The 17,983-nt window shown below is 35.4% G+C and carries 13 protein-coding genes; 12 read left to right on the top strand and 1 reads right to left on the bottom strand.

Annotation, left to right across the window (positions count from 1 at the left end; all coding sequences use genetic code 11):
• Window positions 1-62: 62 nt before the first annotated feature.
• From infB to ACNQGO_RS00905, 3 genes are all read left to right on the top strand, one after another.
• The gene (infB, locus tag ACNQGO_RS00895; protein WP_417983880.1) at window positions 63-2,948 is read left to right on the top strand and encodes a translation initiation factor IF-2; all 2,886 of its coding nucleotides are present in this window, start codon (window positions 63-65) and stop codon (window positions 2,946-2,948) included.
• An 85-nt stretch (window positions 2,949-3,033) separates the two neighbouring features.
• Window positions 3,034-3,249, top strand: coding sequence for a hypothetical protein (locus ACNQGO_RS00900; RefSeq protein WP_417983881.1), 216 nt, complete (start codon window positions 3,034-3,036; stop codon window positions 3,247-3,249).
• Window positions 3,249-3,440 carry a hypothetical protein gene (locus ACNQGO_RS00905; protein ID WP_417983882.1) on the top strand — a complete coding sequence of 64 codons (192 nt, stop codon included), beginning with the start codon at window positions 3,249-3,251 and terminating at the stop codon, window positions 3,438-3,440. Before ACNQGO_RS00900 ends, ACNQGO_RS00905 begins: the two co-directional genes overlap by 1 nt.
• 1,261 nt (window positions 3,441-4,701) lie before the next feature.
• On the opposite strand, the gene ACNQGO_RS00910 is transcribed toward ACNQGO_RS00905, so the two are convergent.
• Entirely contained in the window at window positions 4,702-5,091 is a 390-nt protein-coding gene (locus ACNQGO_RS00910; RefSeq protein ID WP_417944754.1) for an SPOR domain-containing protein, read from the bottom strand.
• A gap of 215 nt (window positions 5,092-5,306) precedes the next feature.
• Between ACNQGO_RS00910 and ACNQGO_RS00915 the strand changes: the two genes are divergently transcribed.
• The 9 genes from ACNQGO_RS00915 (at window position 5,307) to ruvB (ending at window position 17,919) form a co-directional block, all read left to right on the top strand.
• The gene (locus ACNQGO_RS00915) at window positions 5,307-6,650 is read left to right on the top strand and encodes a c-type cytochrome (protein ID WP_417983883.1); all 1,344 of its coding nucleotides are present in this window, start codon (window positions 5,307-5,309) and stop codon (window positions 6,648-6,650) included.
• A 29-nt stretch (window positions 6,651-6,679) separates the two neighbouring features.
• Complete coding sequence (locus ACNQGO_RS00920) at window positions 6,680-9,736, top strand: TAT-variant-translocated molybdopterin oxidoreductase (RefSeq protein WP_417983884.1); 3,057 nt, start codon at window positions 6,680-6,682, stop codon at window positions 9,734-9,736.
• Window positions 9,737-9,773: 37 nt separating this feature from the next.
• Complete coding sequence (gene nrfD / locus ACNQGO_RS00925) at window positions 9,774-11,177, top strand: NrfD/PsrC family molybdoenzyme membrane anchor subunit (protein WP_417944749.1); 1,404 nt, start codon at window positions 9,774-9,776, stop codon at window positions 11,175-11,177.
• Window positions 11,170-11,694 carry a DUF3341 domain-containing protein gene (locus ACNQGO_RS00930; RefSeq protein ID WP_417983885.1) on the top strand — a complete coding sequence of 175 codons (525 nt, stop codon included), beginning with the start codon at window positions 11,170-11,172 and terminating at the stop codon, window positions 11,692-11,694. Before nrfD ends, ACNQGO_RS00930 begins: the two co-directional genes overlap by 8 nt.
• Before the next feature lie 8 nt (window positions 11,695-11,702).
• A complete protein-coding gene (locus tag ACNQGO_RS00935) occupies window positions 11,703-12,251 on the top strand; it encodes a c-type cytochrome (RefSeq protein ID WP_417944747.1) in 549 nt (182 codons plus the stop codon).
• A 27-nt stretch (window positions 12,252-12,278) separates the two neighbouring features.
• Window positions 12,279-13,745: a quinol:cytochrome C oxidoreductase gene (locus ACNQGO_RS00940; protein ID WP_417983886.1), complete on the top strand. Its 1,467-nt coding sequence runs from the start codon at window positions 12,279-12,281 to the stop codon at window positions 13,743-13,745.
• A gap of 19 nt (window positions 13,746-13,764) precedes the next feature.
• Window positions 13,765-14,925: a cytochrome c oxidase subunit II gene (locus tag ACNQGO_RS00945; RefSeq protein WP_417983887.1), complete on the top strand. Its 1,161-nt coding sequence runs from the start codon at window positions 13,765-13,767 to the stop codon at window positions 14,923-14,925.
• Between the two features lie 28 nt (window positions 14,926-14,953).
• Window positions 14,954-16,750, top strand: a complete 1,797-nt coding sequence (locus tag ACNQGO_RS00950) for a cytochrome c oxidase subunit I (RefSeq protein WP_417944741.1) — start codon at window positions 14,954-14,956, stop codon at window positions 16,748-16,750.
• A gap of 146 nt (window positions 16,751-16,896) precedes the next feature.
• Window positions 16,897-17,919, top strand: coding sequence for a Holliday junction branch migration DNA helicase RuvB (gene ruvB, locus ACNQGO_RS00955; RefSeq protein ID WP_309755327.1), 1,023 nt, complete (start codon window positions 16,897-16,899; stop codon window positions 17,917-17,919).
• The last annotated feature ends 64 nt before the right edge of the window (window positions 17,920-17,983 follow it).

The raw sequence follows: 17,983 nt of genomic DNA on the forward strand, positions 1-17,983 counted from the left end.
GGTAGGTATCAAGTTGGGAGTAAAGTGAGGAATAACAAAAAAGGTAATAATAAAAAGGTTTTATGTCTGAAGAGAGAATTATTAGAATAAACAAAGTTTTGAGGGAATTGAATATTTCTTTAGAAAGAGCTGTGGATTATCTGAAAGATAAGGGGATTGCTATGGAAGCAAATCCGAACGCAAAAATTTCTGATGATGTATACAATGTCTTGTGCGGTCAGTTTGCTGGTGACAAAGGGAATAAAGAAGCTTCTAAAGAAGTAGGAGAAGAGAAGAGAAAAGAAAAAGAAGCTTTGCGTTTAGAACGAGAGAAGGAAATCGATGACAAACGTAAGATCGAAGAAGAGCGCGTAAAACAACAAGAGGTTATAAAAGCTAGAGCAGTTATAGCAGGCCCAGTACAAGTTGGTAAGATTGATCTCAATCCGAAAAAACCAGCAGTCGTTACTCCTGAAAAAGTAGTCGCTCCAATTGTAAATGTACCTGAGGTAAAAGCGCCTGCAAAGGAAGTTTTACCTGAGAAACCGATAGCTGAGAAACCGTCACCTGAGAAACCAATTTCAGATAAAAAAGAGGTAAAACCAATTACTGGTATAAAAGAGGTAAAATTAGAGGCTCCAAAAGAAGCAGTTGCTGAACCGAAAGTAATTGAAAAAACCGAGGCAGTTAAAGTTGATGAAGCTCCTGTTGATGAAACCATCACAACGCAATATCAAAAACTATCGGGTACTACTTTAACGGGTCAGATAATTGATTTATCTCAATTTAATAAACCTAAAAAGAAAAAAGAAGAACCGAAAATCACTCCGAATAAACCGGGTGCTCCAGGATCAGCGGCAGCTAATGCCAATAAAAATAAGCGTAAAAGGATTGTTCCTAAGCCGGGTGCACCAAGACCGCCGGCAACTCCTGGTGTTCCAGGTGCGCCAAATCCTAATAAGATTACGCCAAATACTGGAGGTGGAGGTTTTAATGCTAACAGAAGTGCTAGGCCAGGTTTCGTTAAAGGAAACAGACCCGCTATTGTTGCTAAAGTTGAGCCAACAGAAGAGGAAGTTAAAAACCAAATTAGAGAGACTTTAGAGAAACTACAAGGTAAAGGTGGTAAATCTAAAGCGGCTAAATATAGAAGAGATAAAAGAGATACGCACCGTCAGAAATCTGATGATGAGCAAAGAGCTATTGACGAAGGAAGTAAAACTATAAAGGTTACGGAGTTTGTTACTGTAGGTGAAATTGCCATTATGATGGATGTGCCAATTACTAAAGTTATTGGTACGTGTATGTCACTTGGAATCATGGTTACCATGAACCAACGTCTTGACGCAGAAACATTGACTATTGTTGCCGATGAATTTGGTTACGAAGTTGAGTTTATCACTGTTGATATCGAAGAAGCAATTCAGGTTGTTGAAGATAAAGAAGAAGACTTAGTTTTCAGAGCGCCAATCGTAACGGTAATGGGTCACGTCGATCACGGTAAAACATCGTTACTGGATTACATTCGTAAAGAAAATGTAATTGCTGGTGAATCTGGAGGTATTACGCAACATATTGGTGCCTATGGAGTAACCTTAGATAACGGTCAAAAAATTGCATTTTTAGATACACCTGGTCACGAAGCGTTTACTGCGATGCGTGCACGTGGTGCTCAAGTTACGGATATTGCTATTATTGTAATTGCAGCTGATGATGATATCATGCCGCAAACCAAAGAAGCTATTAGCCATGCTCAAGCAGCTGGTGTTCCAATTATATTTGCAATCAATAAAATTGATAAGCCAAATGCGAATCCAGAAAAAGTAAAAGAAAGATTAGCAGGTATGAATTTACTTGTTGAGGATTGGGGTGGAAAAATTCAATCACATGATATTTCTGCGAAAGTAGGAACAGGCGTGAAAGAATTATTAGAAAAAGTATTGCTTGAAGCAGAACTTTTAGATCTAAAATCAAATCCAAACAAAGCGGCACAAGGAACCGTTGTTGAAGCATTCTTGGACAAAGGAAAAGGATATGTTTCTACCATATTAGTACAGCACGGAACGTTACGAGTTGGAGATTATATGTTAGCAGGGAAGCATCACGGTAAAATTAAAGCCATGCATGATGAAAGAGGGAATATAGTTACTGTTGCGGGTCCTTCGACTCCGGTTTCAGTACTTGGTCTTGATGGAGCAGCAACTGCGGGTGATAAGTTCAATATTTTTGAAGATGAAAAAGAAGCGAAACAAATTGCTTCGAAACGTTCTCAATTAATGCGTGAACAATCTGTACGTACACAACGTCACATTACATTGGATGAAATTGGACGTAGAATTGCATTGGGTCAATTTAAAGAATTGAACATAATCCTTAAGGGTGACGTTGATGGTTCTGTTGAAGCACTGTCTGATTCGTTCTCTAAATTATCTACTGAAGAAATTCAAATCAATATTATCCATAAAGGTGTTGGAGCGATTACAGAAACCGATGTTATGTTGGCTTCTGCTTCAGATGCAATTATCATCGGATTTAATGTTCGTCCTGCTGGAAATGCACGACAATTAGCAGATAAAGAAGAAATTGATATCCGTTACTACTCTATTATCTACGCAGCAATCGATGACTTGAAAGATGCAATGGAAGGAATGTTGGCTCCTGAGATGAAAGAAGAAATTCTAGGAACTGCTGAGATCAGAGAGATATTCAAAATCTCTAAAGTAGGTTCTATTGCAGGTTGTATGGTAATGGATGGTAAAATTGTACGTAGCGCTAAGATGAGAATCATCAGAGAAGGTGTCGTAGTATTTACAGGAGATTTACTGGCATTGAAACGTTTTAAAGACGATGTTAAAGATGTAGCGAAAGGATATGATTGTGGTATTCAAGTAAAAGGATACAACGACATCGAAGAAAGAGATGTTATTGAATCGTACCATGAAGTTGCTGTTAAAAAGAAATTGAAATAGAATTCAATATGTTAATAATTAAAATCCCGATTCGTCGGGATTTTTTGTATTTTAGTTATTCTGATATAGGTATGGGTTTAACGGCATGGAAAAAGATGATGAGCTGAAAGGCGAAGGAAATAGTTATGATTTTAGAGCAAGGATTTTAGATCCGAGAATTGATAGATGGTTTAGTGCTGATAAGATGAAATCAATGACACCTGAATGGTCGCCTTATAGATTTGCTTTTGATAGTCTCATGAGATATAAAGATTCTGATGGAAATTGGGAAGAGGATGGTCATTATGGACAGTTTATGTAATGGGAATTGCGATGGGACCTAATAAATCTACGGCTAGAATTTTGGCTCAAGCTGCGGAAAAGTATGATCATGAAATAATGAATAATAATTCTATGAAAATTACCCCACATAAAAGTTATTTATCTTGGGAGAGTGACGGAGGTCTAGGGACATGGGCTGACCCTGCTTTGCAAAAACAGTATCATGGTTGAACAGGAGGGATTCAAAAAGATGTTTTAAATATCGCAATAAATGAAATTTTATCATTTTATATTTTGAAGTTGCACACAATAGGGGATTCTTGGGTGCACAGTTATATGAAAGACGGCATACTTGTGGTGTATGGGGCTAAGGGGAACAATGAACCATATTATGCTTTATTCGCTCGAGCAGTTTTAGGAGATATTACATATGAGTATGTGCTATGGGTGGATCAGAAGATGGAAAGCATGCTGGCAATATAGCGTATAGAAGCGTTTAATATATGTTGTATGTTAAGTCATTATCATAAGTTATTCAAAAGTTTATGCAGGTGATCAAAAATCTCCTGATTTAACAATTTTTAATTACTTTCAACAGAATGGAAAAATTAATAAAAATAATATTTTTCTTTTAAATTCATATATTGAATTACAATCAGGAAAAAAAGAATTTAATATGCTTAATAATAAGCAATTTAAATTGTTAAAAGGTTGTTGGATTTAATTGGTACAGATTATATATCTAAATCTAATAATGCAACCAAAACAGGTAGTTTGGGCAAAGAAATATTGAAAATCGAAAACAATACAATTATAATAAATAAGATGTGATGATATTTCTAGAATTAAACTTGAGTTCTTTTTTTGTAGTATTTGCTTTTTACCTAGTATTAGCATTGCCATTTTTTTTTATCATTAAAAACTTATTTAATAATTATGACTTATTTCAAGAGAACAAAATTTTAAAATACATTATTGCACTAATATTATCTATTTTGACCTCTTGTCTATTGATTTTTCTATTATATGTTTTTCGTAGTAAAGGTATAATACAATAAAAATTATCCCCCGCTCTTCTAAGAGTGAATAAGTTGTCATGCGGGCTGCGCAAATGTCTCTGACTTTGCGTTTTTTTAAAAGTTCTTGAAAATGCTAAATATGTTAAAGGTCTCCTGACTTTTTCTGTGATGCTTTCCATAGACGTGGCTTGTACCACAACATTTTGATATGTAAGCGGTTTGCTGGCGTAGTTTTCCAAACTGTGCCAGCAATCGAGAGCAACTAAAATAAGTCAAAAAAACCCTAGCAAACTGCTCGTTTTAGTATTTTAAAAAGTATTAGATTGCCTTGTCGGTTGGGTCAAATGAATGTGTATTAATGGTTTTTTTTAATAACTACCAAATGCGAACCGTAAAACGGAATTAAAGAAATACTGTAAATTAAAAAAACCGAGCAATTTGCTCGGTTTTTTACAACATATTAAAATGTACTATTACCTTGTTGGGCGGATCAAATGTACGTTTGGATACATTTTTTTAATATCGATAAGGTTGCGTTCCGCTTCAATGCGTGATTTGTAATTTCCCACCCATACTTTGTAGTTTGGCGTGTTGAAAATGATGGTTCCATCCATCCCCGAAAACGCCTGTCTGAATTCAGCCAAGGTGTTTTTTGCTTTTTCGCTATCACCACTGAATATTTGAATTTTGTAATAGTCATTTACGGCGTTTGATACATTTATTTTTCTCTTTTCATTTAATAACTGTTCAAATTTCGAGTCTTGCTTTAGAGTAGTATTTCCCACTTGGGCATTGGTGTTTAAATAGGAAATACAAATTGTAAGAGTGATGAAAAATGCTTTTCTAAGGGCTAAAATTCTCATAATGTGATGGTTTTTGTGCAAAAGTACTATTTAAGTGTTGAAAGCAAGTAATAAATGTTATTTAGAATAGATATAAATTGAAATTAAGACTATTTTAGGGTTTTGAGAATAGTTCTTAAGTCGTATTTTTGTCGAAGTTTTTAAATAAAGGACCAGTTTTTACAAAGCAAATAGAAAAAACTGTGCCAATTTTTAGTAGATAATCATTATACTATATGAAAAAGGTGGGTAACCATAATTCGATCACAAGGAAATTATTTTTAGGCGCAGCCTTTTCTTTAATTTTCTCTTTAACTTCATTAGGTCAAGAGGCTGCTCCGGCGGCAACTGACGCGGCGGCTACTGTAGCAACGGCGGCTCCTGCTGCTGCAACAGGTGGAGATGCTGTAAAGGGTAAAGAATTGTTTAATGCAAATTGTGCTGCATGTCACAAATTAGATGCGAAAGCTACAGGTCCTGCGTTAAGAGGAATTGCTGCTAAGTATGAAATGGCATGGCTTTACAAGTGGGTTAAGAACAGCTCTGAACTAATTAAGTCTGGGGATCCTCAGGCGGTAAAAGTTTATGAAGAAAACAACAAGGCAGTAATGTCTGCTTTTCCTCAATTGTCAAATGCAGATATTGATAACATCATTGCGTATACTTCAGAGCCTAAAGTTGAAGCTGCTCCTTCTGTTGTGGGTGGCGCTGCACTTCCTGGTCCTGCTGCTGATAATGGTACTTCAAATAACATTATTTTAGGTGCTTTAGCTCTAGTAATGTTAGTGTTAGTGGTAATGTTGTTTTTAGTGAATAACGTTTTGTCGAAAGTAGCAAAAGCAAATGGAATTGAAGTTGCTCCGAAAGCACCAACACAATCATTTTGGAAAGCCTTTGCTAAAAATCAATTCTTAATTTTAGTTAGCGCAATATTTTTGCTTTTGGCAAGTGCGTACTTTGTTTACGGATTTTTAATGCAAGTAGGTGTTGACCAAGATTATGCTCCAATTCAGCCAATTCACTATTCACATAGAATTCACGCAGGAAGCAATGGGATTAGCTGTAAATATTGTCACTCTTCTTCAAGAGTAAGCAAGCATTCTGGTATTCCTTCATTGAACGTTTGTATGAATTGTCACAAAAGTATTGCTGAGGTTTCTGACACTACAGCGACTCCAGAATATTCTAAAGCTTTTTATGATGCAGAAATCCAAAAGTTATATAAAGCTGTTGGATGGGATGCTACCAATCAAAAGTATACTGGTAAAACAGAGCCTGTGAAATGGGTTCGTATTCATAACTTGCCTTCATTTGTGTATTTCAATCACTCACAGCACGTAAATGTAGCTGGTGTCGAATGTCAAACATGTCACGGGCCAGTTCAAGAATATGAAATTCAAAAACAATTCGCCCCTTTAACAATGGGTTGGTGTATAGACTGTCACAGAAAAACTGAAGTTAAAATGGAAGGGAATGAATACTATACAAAAATTCATGATGAACTTTCTAAAAAGTACGGTGTAGACAAGTTGACTGCAGCGCAAATGGGAGGTTTAGAATGTGGTAAATGCCACTATTAATCAAATTATTAAGATTTTAATATTTATATATGTCATCAAACAAAAAATACTGGAAAAGTGTTGAAGAACTAGACAAAAATAGTTCTATTGTTGAGGCGCTTAGAAATAACGAATTTGTTGAAGAAATTCCTACTGATGAATTTTTAGGAAATGGTGATGCTTTATCGTCCTCATCAACATCACGTCGTGACTTTTTAAAGTACGTTGGTTTTAGTACTGCTGCAGCTACCCTTGCAGCATGCGAAGGTCCTGTGAACAAGTCAATTCCTTATGTTCTTCAGCCAGAACAAATCATTCCTGGAGTAGCTGATTATTATGCGACTTCGGTTTTTGATGGTTTTGATTTTGCTAACCTTTTGGTTAAAACGCGTGAAGGGCGTCCTATTAAAATTGATAATAATACAATTGCTGGAGCTAAGTTTAGTGCAAATGCAAGAATTCATGCTTCGATACTTTCATTGTATGACAACATGCGTTTGAAAGAACCAAAGATTGAAGGAAAAAATTCAACTTGGTCTGCTGTAGATGCCAAAATTAAAACTAGTCTTTCTGATGCTGTTGCAAAAGGTGGTCAGGTTGTTCTTTTGACAAATACGTTAGCGAGTCCGTCAACTGAAAAGTTGATTGCTGAGTTTATTGGTAAAAATCCAAATGCTAAACATGTTGTTTATGATGCTGTATCTGAATCAGAAGCGTTAGACGCTTTTGAAATGGTTTATGGTGAAAGAGCTTTAGTTGATTACGATTTTTCAAAAGCATCACTTATAGTTTCAGTTGGTGCAGATTTCCTTGGCGATTGGCAAGGTGGAGGTTTTGATGCTAGTTATGCTAAAGGAAGAATTCCTAAAGCAGGGAAGATGTCTCGTCATTTTCAATTAGAAGCAAACATGACTTTGTCTGGTGCAGCTGCTGATAAGCGTTTACCAATGTCTACTGCAAATCAAAAACAAGCATTAGTTCACATATATAATATTGTAACAGGTTCTGCAATTGCAGTTACTTTAGACAATCAGTTCAAAGCAGAAGTTACGAAAGCTGCAATGCAATTAAAAGCTGCTGGATCCAAAGGTATTTTGGTTTCAGGTATTCAAGATAAAAATGCTCAGTTGCTTGTTTTGGCTATTAACCAAGTGTTGGCAAGTGAAGCGTTCAGTACTTCTGGTGTTAGACAAATCAGAAAAGGTTCAGATGCAAAAGTTACTCAGCTTATCAAGGATATGAAGGCGGGAAGTGTGCATACTTTAATTATGAGTGGTGTGAATCCTGTATACACTTTGGCAGACAGTTCAACATTTGTTGAAGGTCTTAAAAAAGTTAAAACTTCAGTGTTGTTTTCACTAAAAGAAGATGAAACTGCTTTAGTTAGTACTATAGCTGCTGCTGTTCCTCATTATTTAGAATCGTGGAATGATGTGAGTATTACAAAAGGAAATTACGGAATTACACAACCAACGATTCGTCCTCTTTTTAATACTAAACAATTTCAAGATGTCTTGTTATCTTTGACTGGATTAACAGGTACGTTTTATGATTATATTAAAGCTAACGCTGGTACCATGATTACTGGTTCAACTTGGAATCAAGTATTGCATGACGGTATTTATGTTGGCGTAGCTTCTGCTGCTTCATCGAGTTCTGCTGATTACAGCGCTGCTGCAAATGCTTTGGCAAAAGCAAAAGCAGCATCAGGACTGGAGCTTGTTTTGTATACCAAGACAGGTATGGGTGACGGGCAACAAGCGAATAACCCTTGGTTACAAGAGTTTCCGGATCCTATTACAAGAGTTTCTTGGGATAATTATGTTACAGTGTCTAATGCAGATGCAAAAAAATACGAACTTTCTAATGAAATTGTTGCTAATGGTGGATTAAACGGAAGTTATGCTACTATTACAACTGCAGATGGATTCAAATTAGAAAATGTGCCAGTTATTGTTCAACCAGGTCAAGCAGTTGGAACTATTGGTTTGGCTTTAGGATATGGTCGTAAAGCAGCCTTAAAAGAAGAAATGATGGTAGGTTTAAACGCCTATTCTTTATACAAAGGATTTGATAATGTGCAATCAGTTACTTTGGCGAAAGCCGATGGGGAACATGAGTTTGCATGTGTTCAAGGACAGAAAACGTTAATGGGAAGAGGTGATATTATCAAAGAAACCTCTTTAGAAATTTTTAATACCAAAGATGCTCATGTTTGGAATGAACAACCAATGGTTTCATTGGATCATAAAGAAGTTGAAGCAACAAAAGTAGATTTATGGGATTCATTTGATCGTTCAACAGGTCACCATTTTAATCTTTCGATAGATTTGAATGCTTGTACCGGTTGTGGTGCTTGTGTAATCGCTTGTCATGCTGAAAACAACGTTCCTGTTGTTGGTAAAGAGGAAATTAGAAGAAGTCGTGATATGCACTGGTTGCGTATTGACAGGTATTATTCTTCTGAAAGTACTTTTGAAGGAGATAACGAAAGAAAAGAAAATATTGCTGGTTTATCTAGTTCATTGTCTACATTTAATGAAATGGAAAAAGCAGGAGATAATCCACAAGTTTCTTTCCAACCTGTAATGTGTCAGCACTGTAATCATGCACCTTGTGAAACAGTTTGTCCTGTTGCTGCAACATCACACTCTCGTCAAGGTCAAAACCATATGGCGTATAACAGATGTGTTGGTACACGTTATTGTGCAAACAACTGTCCGTATAAGGTACGTCGTTTTAACTGGTTCTTGTATAACAAAAACAGCGAATTTGATTATCACATGAATGATGATCTAGGTCGTATGGTATTGAATCCAGATGTGAATGTACGTTCTCGTGGAGTTATGGAGAAATGTTCAATGTGTATTCAAATGACACAAGCGACTATTTTGAAAGCTAAAAACGAAGGAAGGCCAATCGTTGATGGTGAATTCCAAACGGCTTGTTCAAATGCTTGTTCCACTGGAGCAATGAAATTTGGAGATGTAAATGATAAGGAAGCAGAAATTACTAAATTAGCTGCTGACGAAAGAATGTATCATTTATTAGAGCATGTTGGAACAAAACCAAATGTGATTTATCACGTTAAAGTTAGAAATACCTAGTACAAAAATAATTAATTAAGAATCAATATAAAGGATTATGTCGTCTCACTACGAAGCAACCATTAGAAAACCCTTAGTTATAGGTGATAAATCATATCACGATGTAACTGTAGATGTAGCTGCGCCTGTTGAAGGTAAAGCAAACAAACATTGGTGGATTGTATTTTCAATCGCATTAATAGCCTTCCTTTGGGGACTTAGCTGTATCATTTACACTGTATCAACAGGTATTGGAACTTGGGGTTTAAATAAAACTGTTGGATGGGCTTGGGATATCACGAACTTTGTTTGGTGGGTTGGTATTGGTCATGCAGGAACGCTAATTTCCGCAGTACTTTTACTTTTCCGTCAGCGTTGGAGAATGGCCATAAACCGTTCTGCAGAAGCAATGACGATTTTCTCTGTTATTCAAGCAGGTTTATTTCCAATCATTCACATGGGTCGTCCGTGGTTAGCATATTGGGTATTACCAATTCCGAACCAATTTGGCTCACTTTGGGTAAACTTTAATTCGCCATTACTTTGGGATGTATTTGCAATCTCTACGTATCTTTCCGTGTCATTAGTTTTCTGGTGGACTGGTTTATTACCTGATTTTGCGATGTTGCGCGACCGAGCAATTACTCCTTTTAACAAAAGAGTTTATTCCATCTTGAGTTTTGGATGGAGTGGTAGAGCTAAAGATTGGCAACGTTTTGAGGAAGTTTCCTTAGTTCTTGCTGGATTAGCAACTCCTTTAGTACTTTCTGTACATACTATTGTATCGATGGATTTTGCTACGTCTGTAATTCCTGGTTGGCATACAACTATATTTCCTCCCTACTTCGTAGCTGGAGCAGTTTTCTCTGGATTTGCAATGGTTAATACTTTGCTGATCATCATGAGAAAAGTATCTAACCTAGAAGCGTACATTACTGTTCAACACATAGAGTTGATGAATATTGTAATCATGATCACAGGTTCTATTGTAGGGGTTGCTTACATTACAGAATTATTTGTGGCATGGTATTCAGGTGTTGAATACGAACAATATGCGTTCCTTAACAGAGCAACAGGACCGTATTGGTGGGCATATTGGTCAATGATGACTTGTAATGTGTTTTCACCACAGTTCATGTGGTTTAAAAAATTGAGAACAAGCATTATGTTTTCATTCATCATTTCAATAGTAGTTAATATTGGAATGTGGTTTGAGCGGTTTGTTATTATCGTAACGTCGTTACACAGGGATTATCTTCCATCTTCTTGGACGATGTTTTCACCAACATTTGTTGATATAGGTATTTTTATTGGAACAATTGGTTTCTTTTTCGTGTTGTTTTTGTTGTATTCTAGAACATTCCCTGTAATTGCACAAGCAGAGGTTAAAACAATTTTGAAAGGAACAGGAGATAATTATAAAAGAGAAAGAGAAGCAAATAAAGATTCACACCATGAGTAATAAAGTAATATACGCCATTTATAATGACGATGATATATTGATGGATGCGGTTAAAAAAACCAGAGCAGCTCATCATCATATCGAAGAAGTCTTTACTCCATTTCCGGTTCACGGTTTGGATAAAGCTATGGGAATTGCACCAACAAGATTAGCCATTTGTGCCTTTCTTTATGGTTGTGTTGGAATCTCTGTTGCTACAGCAATGATGAATTATATTATGATTCAAGATTGGCCACAAGATATTGGAGGAAAACCAAGTTTCAGTTATATTGAAAATATGCCAGCTTTCGTCCCAATTATGTTTGAACTTACAGTATTTTTTGCAGCTCACTTAATGGTTATTACTTTTTACATGAGAAGTAAATTGTGGCCTTTTAAAGTAGCAGAAAATCCAGATGTAAGAACTACAGATGACCATTTTTTAATGGAAGTTGCTGTAAATGACAACGAAGAAGAATTGGTTTCTTTTTTCCAAAGCACGGGAGCTGTAGAAGTTAAAGTAATAGAAAAGCATTAATTATAGATATGAAAAGCGTATATAAAATAACACTTTTATTTGGCATAACTATTTTAGTTTCATCTTGCCATAATAATGCAGCACCAAACTATCAGTATTTCCCAAATATGTATGAGCACATTGGATATGACACATATTCCGAATCGAGCGCATTTAAAAATGGTAAAGAAGGGCAACTACCTGCAGATGGGACTTTAAAAAGAGGTTTTGTTCCTTACGGTTATGATAATTCTACTGAAGGTTACGATTTAGCTAAATTAAATTCTAAGTCACCATTAGATACAATTTCCGTGAAAGAAGAGGCGAAAGCTAAAGAATTGTATGAGATTTATTGTGCCATTTGTCATGGTAATGAAGGTAATGGTAAAGGTAAATTGGTTACCCAAGGTAAATTATTAGGTATTCCTAATTACAAAGACAGAGACATAAACGAAGGAAGCATTTATCACGTAATGACTTATGGTTTAAACTCCATGGGTGCTTACTCTAACCAAATTGATCAGCATGAGCGTTGGTTAGTAGCTTCTTATGTTATGAAACTGAGAGCAAAATTATAATTGTAGAACAAACTGATCGTAATAGATATGTATACATTTTCAAGTAAATTAAAAACTTTTTCATTCATCTTAATGGCTTTAGGTCTTTTAGGAATTGGATATGGTTTTTTAACTGCACCAAAAGATATTCAAGAAGTTGAAAAACTACTTGCTGCTGAAAGCCATGGTGGGCATGGGGAAGCTAAACATGAGACAGTGGCAACTGTTGCTCATGCTCCTGCTTCTAAACATGTCGAAGGTAGCGAAGTTAAGGAAGAAGGTGCTCATGAAGCAGGTTCTGTGAATGTTGATACTGTTAACAGTACTGATATTGGTGCAGTTGAAGCAATGCATAATGAATCTTCAGCTGAAAAGCAAGGACATGATGTTACTGGGGCAGCTGAACATAAAGAGCATTTAAATCATGTTTTGCACCAACTGCAAAACAAACCTTGGTCGGCTTTGTATGTTGCCTGTATATTTTTTATGCTTATTTCATTAGGTGTATTAGTTTTTTACGCAATTCAACAAGTAGCCCAAGCAGGATGGTCACCAGTTTTATTTAGAGTAATGCAGGGTATAACATCCTATTTACCTGTTGGTTCTATTATTTTCTTTGTTATTTTAATCTTGTGTGGTCTGCATTTCAATCACCTTTTTATATGGTTAGATCCTGAGGTAGTAGCAACAGATAAATTAATAGCTAATAAATCAGGTTATTTGAATTTTCCTTTTTGGATAATTAGAGCGGCAATTTTTTTAACAGGATGGAGTCTCTATCAATACTATTCTAAAAAGAATTGTTTGGCACAAGATGAAGCAAATGATAATTTGAATTATAAAAAGAACTTTAATATTTCTGCAATTTTTTTAGTTTTCTTTATAGTTTCCGAATCAATTATGTCGTGGGATTGGATTATGTCTATTGATCCACATTGGTTCAGTACTTTGTTTGGTTGGTATGTTTTTGCAAGTTTCTTTGTAAGCGCTATAACAACTATCGCATTGGTTACTCTATATTTAAAATCAAGAGGTTTTTTGGAGTATGTCAATACAAGTCATATACATGATTTAGCTAAATTTATGTTTGGATTTAGTGTTTTCTGGACTTATTTGTGGTTTTCACAGTACATGTTAATATGGTATGCGAACATACCAGAGGAAGTAACTTATTTTATAACTAGAATTGAATTATACAATTTACCATTTTTTGGTGCTGTTGTAATGAACTTTTTGTTCCCTTTATTAATATTAATTAATACAGATTTCAAGAGAATTACTTGGATTTTGGTTATGGCTGGTGTTGTTATTTTAGCGGGTCATTACGTTGATTTCTTTAATATGATTATGCCAGGAACAGTAGGTGACAGATGGTTTATTGGAATTTCAGAAATTGCTTCTGTTCTTTTCTTCCTTGGATTATTTATTTTTGTTGTTTTTACAGCACTTACAAAAAATCCATTGTTACCAAAAAGAAATCCTTTCATTGACGAAAGTAAACATTTTCATTATTAATATTTAAAGAAAAAAACAGATGACAAGTTTGTTGGTAATTATAGTTTTAGTTTTATTAGCTGTTGCTTTATGGCAATTGACTAAAATATTCGATCTAACGCAAGTTGGTTCCGTTTCAGATAGTTCAGAAATAGCTACAGATGATGATAATAACGTACAAGGTTATTTGATGTTTGGTTTTTTAGCTTTCATTTATATTTTTTCAATTTACGGATTGTTTAAATGGGGTCCACTTGTTCTTCATACTCCAGCCTCTGCTCATGGAGCTGAAGTTGATAATTTGATGAACATTACTTGGGTTCTTATTTTTATTGTACAAGCTATTACTCAGGTTTTATTACATTATTTTGCTTTTAAATATAGAGGTAAGAAAGATCAGAAGGCGCTTTATTTTGCAGACAATAATAAATTAGAAGCAATCTGGAGTGTTATTCCTGCTGTTGTTTTGGCTGGTTTGATTCTTTATGGACTTTTTGCATGGACTAATATTATGTTTGTTGATGAAGATGAAGATACTATTGTTATCGAATTATATGCACAACAATTTAACTGGAAAGCAAGATATTCAGGTAATGACAATGTTTTAGGTAAAGCAAATGTTAGATTTATTGAAGGTGCTAATGCTGTTGGTGTTGATTTAGCAGATCCTTATGCTCAAGATGATATTGTAGTTACTGAATTACACATTCCAAAAGGCAAAAAAATCCTTTTCAAGATGCGTTCTCAAGATGTACTACATTCAGCTTACATGCCTTATTTTAGAGCACAAATGAATTGCGTTCCAGGAATGGTAACACAATTTGCTTTTGAACCGATCTACACGACTGATGAATATAGAGAATTACCTTTTATGGTAGAAAAAGTTGCTAATATCAATGCTATTAGAACTAAAAAAAGCGCCGATCTTGTTGCTAAAGGTGAAACAGCTTTAGATCCCTACACATTTGATTACTTGTTACTTTGTAATAAAATTTGTGGTGCTTCTCACTATAATATGCAAATGAAAATTATTGTAGATACTCCTGAAGATTACAAAGCATGGTTAAAAGATAAAGCTACTATAGTTAGCGAAGTTAAGGCGGCACTTGCTGCACCTGCTGCACCTGTAGACGGAGCAATGGATGTGGATACCACTAAAGCTAAAGAAACTGAAGTTGTTGCCCCAATGGGTACGAAATAATTAATAAGAAAATTTAAAGTAAACATATATGTCAGCAGAAGGTCACGATCACGCAATGGATCACGAACACGAACACCACCATAAAGACACTTTTATTACTAAATATATTTTTAGTATAGATCATAAAATGATTGCCAAGCAATACTTAATTACAGGTATTTTCATGGGGATTATTGGAGTTGGTATGTCTATGCTATTTAGAATGCAATTGGCATGGCCAGAACAATCATTCAAGATATTTAATATTTTACTTGGTGATAAATTTGCTCCGAATGGAGTTATGGCCAACGATATTTATCTTGCATTAGTCACCATACACGGAACCATCATGGTATTCTTTGTATTAACGGCTGCCCTTAGTGGTACTTTTAGTAACTTATTGATACCATTACAAATTGGCGCACGAGATATGGCCTCCGGATTCATGAACATGATTTCATATTGGTTGTTTTTCATCTCAAGTGTAATTATGATTGGTTCCCTTTTTGTTGAAGCTGGGCCGGCTTCATCAGGGTGGACTATTTACCCTCCATTGAGTGCTTTGCCGCAAGCTATTCCAGGTTCTGGTATGGGGATGACTTTATGGTTGGTTTCTATGGCTATTTTTATTGCATCCTCTTTAATGGGATCTTTAAATTATGTTGTAACCGTTATTAATTTGAGAACAAAAGGAATGTCAATGACAAGATTGCCACTTACTATTTGGGCGTTCTTTGTTACGGCGATTATCGGAATTGTTTCTTTCCCAGTTTTGTTATCAGCGGCCTTATTATTAATTTTTGACAGAAGTTTTGGAACTTCATTCTTCCTTTCTGATATTTATATTGCAGGTGAAGTTTTGCATTACCAAGGAGGATCACCAGTATTGTTTGAGCATTTATTTTGGTTCTTAGGTCATCCTGAGGTTTATATTGTTTTATTGCCTGCTTTAGGAATAACTTCTGAGGTTATAGCAACGAATTCTCGTAAACCAATTTTTGGATACAGAGCGATGATTATGTCTATATTAGCTATTGCTTTTTTATCTACAATAGTTTGGGGTCACCACATGTTTATATCGGGTATGAATCCATTTTTGGGATCAGTATTTACTTTTACTACGTTGTTAATTGCGATTCCTTCTGCTGTAAAAGCTTTTAATTATATCACTACATTGTGGAAAGGGAACTTGCAATTGAATCCTGCGATGTTGTTTTCTATTGGTTTGGTTTCTACTTTTATAACAGGTGGTTTAACTGGAATTATTCTCGGTGATAGTACGTTAGATATTAATGTACACGATACGTATTTTGTTGTAGCACACTTTCACTTGGTAATGGGTATATCGGCGCTTTACGGAATGTTTGCTGGTATTTACCACTGGTTTCCTAGAATGTTCGGTAGAATGTTAAACAAAAACCTTGGATATGTTCACTTTTGGGTAACAGCAATTTGTGCTTACGGTGTTTTCTTTCCAATGCACTTTATAGGATTAGCTGGTTTGCCAAGACGTTATTACACCAATACTAACTTTCCATTATTTGATGATTTGCAAAACGTAAATGTTTTAATTACAACTTTTGCATTAATTGGTGGAGCTTTCCAATTGGTCTTCTTGTATAACTTCTTCAGTAGTATTTTTTATGGTAAGAAGTCTGTAATGAATCCATGGAAATCAAATACTCTAGAATGGACTGCACCAGTTGAGCACATACATGGTAACTGGCCAGGAGAGATTCCAGAAGTTCACCGTTGGCCTTATGACTACAGTAATCCATCTCACGATGTGGATTTTGTACCTCAAAATGTTCCAATGAAAGAAGGTGAAGAAGTTCTACATCACTAAAATATACACAAAAGCCTCTATGAAAATAGAGGTTTTTTTTTATACGTTTAATTGATCAAAACAGTTATCAAATACATTCTTTGGTTTAATTTAAAGCAATTATTATTTTAAATTTTATTTTAATCTAGCTTTGTTATCTTTGTTCTATGAATGAAAATTTAGATCCTACATCCAACGCATATGACTCTGAAGAATTAGATCTTGAAAAGAAATTAAGACCGCTTTCTTTTGATGATTTTGCTGGCCAAGACCAAATATTAGAGAACTTGAAAGTTTTTGTGCAAGCTGCAAATCAAAGAAATGAAGCACTTGACCATACACTTTTTCATGGTCCGCCTGGTTTGGGTAAAACTACTTTGGCAAATATTCTAGCAAATGAATTGCAAGTTGGAATTAAAATTACATCTGGTCCCGTTTTAGATAAGCCAGGCGATTTAGCTGGTTTGTTGACAAATCTTGAAGAGCGTGATGTATTATTTATAGACGAGATTCATCGTTTGAGCCCTATTGTAGAGGAATATTTATACTCTGCTATGGAGGATTTCAAAATTGATATCATGATAGAATCTGGGCCAAATGCAAGAACCGTTCAAATCAATTTGAATCCCTTTACTTTAATTGGTGCTACCACACGATCGGGTTTATTAACAGCTCCTATGAGAGCACGTTTCGGAATATCCTCTCGTTTACAGTATTATACCACTGAGCTATTAACAACTATTGTAGAGCGAAGCGCCGCTATTTTTAAAATGCCAATTTCTATAGAAGCTGCTATAGAAATTGCAGGTAGAAGTAGAGGAACGCCGCGAATAGCTAATGCTTTATTGCGCCGTGTACGTGATTTTGCTCAGATAAAAGGGAATGGTACAATTGATATTGAAATTGCTCGCTATGCCTTAAAAGCGCTTAATGTGGATGCGCATGGATTAGATGAAATGGACAATAAGATACTTACCACTATTATTGAAAAATTCAAGGGCGGTCCAGTAGGATTGACTACTTTGGCGACAGCCGTATCAGAGAGTAGCGAAACAATTGAGGAAGTGTACGAGCCGTTTTTAATACAAGAGGGTTTCATTATGCGAACGCCACGTGGTCGTGAAGTTACAGATAAAGCCTATAAACATTTAGGAAAACTAAATACAAACATTCAAGGAGGTTTATTCTAATATTTTCGAGAGCTATTTCCCGCTATTCGTTGCAATCTTTCCGGTCGTTAAAGAAACGAGAGGA

The sequence above is a fragment of the Flavobacterium frigidum genome (assembly GCF_048286735.1).
In the GTDB taxonomy this organism is placed as follows: Bacteria; Bacteroidota; Bacteroidia; order Flavobacteriales; family Flavobacteriaceae; genus Flavobacterium.

Coding starts and splice junctions, on each gene's coding strand:
- infB (WP_417983880.1), top strand. CDS start 63: ATGTCTGAAGAGAGAATTATTAGAATAAACAAAGTTTTGAGGGAATTG.
- ACNQGO_RS00900 (WP_417983881.1), top strand. CDS start 3,034: ATGGAAAAAGATGATGAGCTGAAAGGCGAAGGAAATAGTTATGATTTT.
- ACNQGO_RS00905 (WP_417983882.1), top strand. CDS start 3,249: ATGGGAATTGCGATGGGACCTAATAAATCTACGGCTAGAATTTTGGCT.
- ACNQGO_RS00910 (WP_417944754.1), bottom strand. CDS start 5,091: ATGAGAATTTTAGCCCTTAGAAAAGCATTTTTCATCACTCTTACAATT.
- ACNQGO_RS00915 (WP_417983883.1), top strand. CDS start 5,307: ATGAAAAAGGTGGGTAACCATAATTCGATCACAAGGAAATTATTTTTA.
- ACNQGO_RS00920 (WP_417983884.1), top strand. CDS start 6,680: ATGTCATCAAACAAAAAATACTGGAAAAGTGTTGAAGAACTAGACAAA.
- nrfD (WP_417944749.1), top strand. CDS start 9,774: ATGTCGTCTCACTACGAAGCAACCATTAGAAAACCCTTAGTTATAGGT.
- ACNQGO_RS00930 (WP_417983885.1), top strand. CDS start 11,170: ATGAGTAATAAAGTAATATACGCCATTTATAATGACGATGATATATTG.
- ACNQGO_RS00935 (WP_417944747.1), top strand. CDS start 11,703: ATGAAAAGCGTATATAAAATAACACTTTTATTTGGCATAACTATTTTA.
- ACNQGO_RS00940 (WP_417983886.1), top strand. CDS start 12,279: ATGTATACATTTTCAAGTAAATTAAAAACTTTTTCATTCATCTTAATG.
- ACNQGO_RS00945 (WP_417983887.1), top strand. CDS start 13,765: ATGACAAGTTTGTTGGTAATTATAGTTTTAGTTTTATTAGCTGTTGCT.
- ACNQGO_RS00950 (WP_417944741.1), top strand. CDS start 14,954: ATGTCAGCAGAAGGTCACGATCACGCAATGGATCACGAACACGAACAC.
- ruvB (WP_309755327.1), top strand. CDS start 16,897: ATGAATGAAAATTTAGATCCTACATCCAACGCATATGACTCTGAAGAA.